The following is a 357-nucleotide window of genomic DNA, read 5'->3' as shown; positions in this document are numbered from 1 at the left end:
TTTTTTTAATGACATGCCGGCTTAGCTCAGTTGGTAGAGCATCTGATTTGTAATCAGAGGGTCGAGGGTTCAAGTCCTTTAGCCGGCATCATAAACACGCGGAAATAGCTCAGTGGTAGAGCACCACCTTGCCAAGGTGGGGGTCGCGGGTTCGAACCCCGTTTTCCGCTTTGCCAAAGTAACAACGCCGGGGTGGCGGAACTGGCAGACGCACAGGACTTAAAATCCTGCGGTGAGTGATCACCGTACCGGTTCGATTCCGGTCCTCGGCATTACAAATATGCGCCCATAGCTCAACTGGATAGAGTGTTTGACTACGGATCAAAAGGTTAGGGGTTCGACTCCTCTTGGGCGCGT

4 tRNA genes are annotated in these 357 nt (G+C 52.4%); all 4 read left to right on the top strand.

Going from position 1 to position 357, the window contains the following annotated elements:
* The first annotated feature begins 15 nt into the window (after positions 1-15).
* The 4 genes from AB5M32_RS13690 (at position 16) to AB5M32_RS13675 (ending at position 356) form a co-directional block, all read left to right on the top strand.
* Positions 16-88 (top strand) — tRNA-Thr (locus tag AB5M32_RS13690).
* A 10-nt stretch (positions 89-98) separates the two neighbouring features.
* Positions 99-170, top strand: a tRNA-Gly gene (locus AB5M32_RS13685).
* Positions 171-186: 16 nt separating this feature from the next.
* Positions 187-272, top strand: a tRNA-Leu gene (locus AB5M32_RS13680).
* Between the two features lie 10 nt (positions 273-282).
* A tRNA-Arg gene (locus AB5M32_RS13675) sits at positions 283-356 on the top strand.
* The last annotated feature ends 1 nt before the right edge of the window (position 357 follow it).

It is taken from the genome of Enterococcus sp. C57 (assembly GCF_040887305.1).
GTDB lineage: Bacteria > Bacillota > Bacilli > Lactobacillales > Enterococcaceae > Enterococcus_B > Enterococcus_B hirae.
This window is presented reverse-complemented; position numbering and strand designations above follow the sequence as displayed.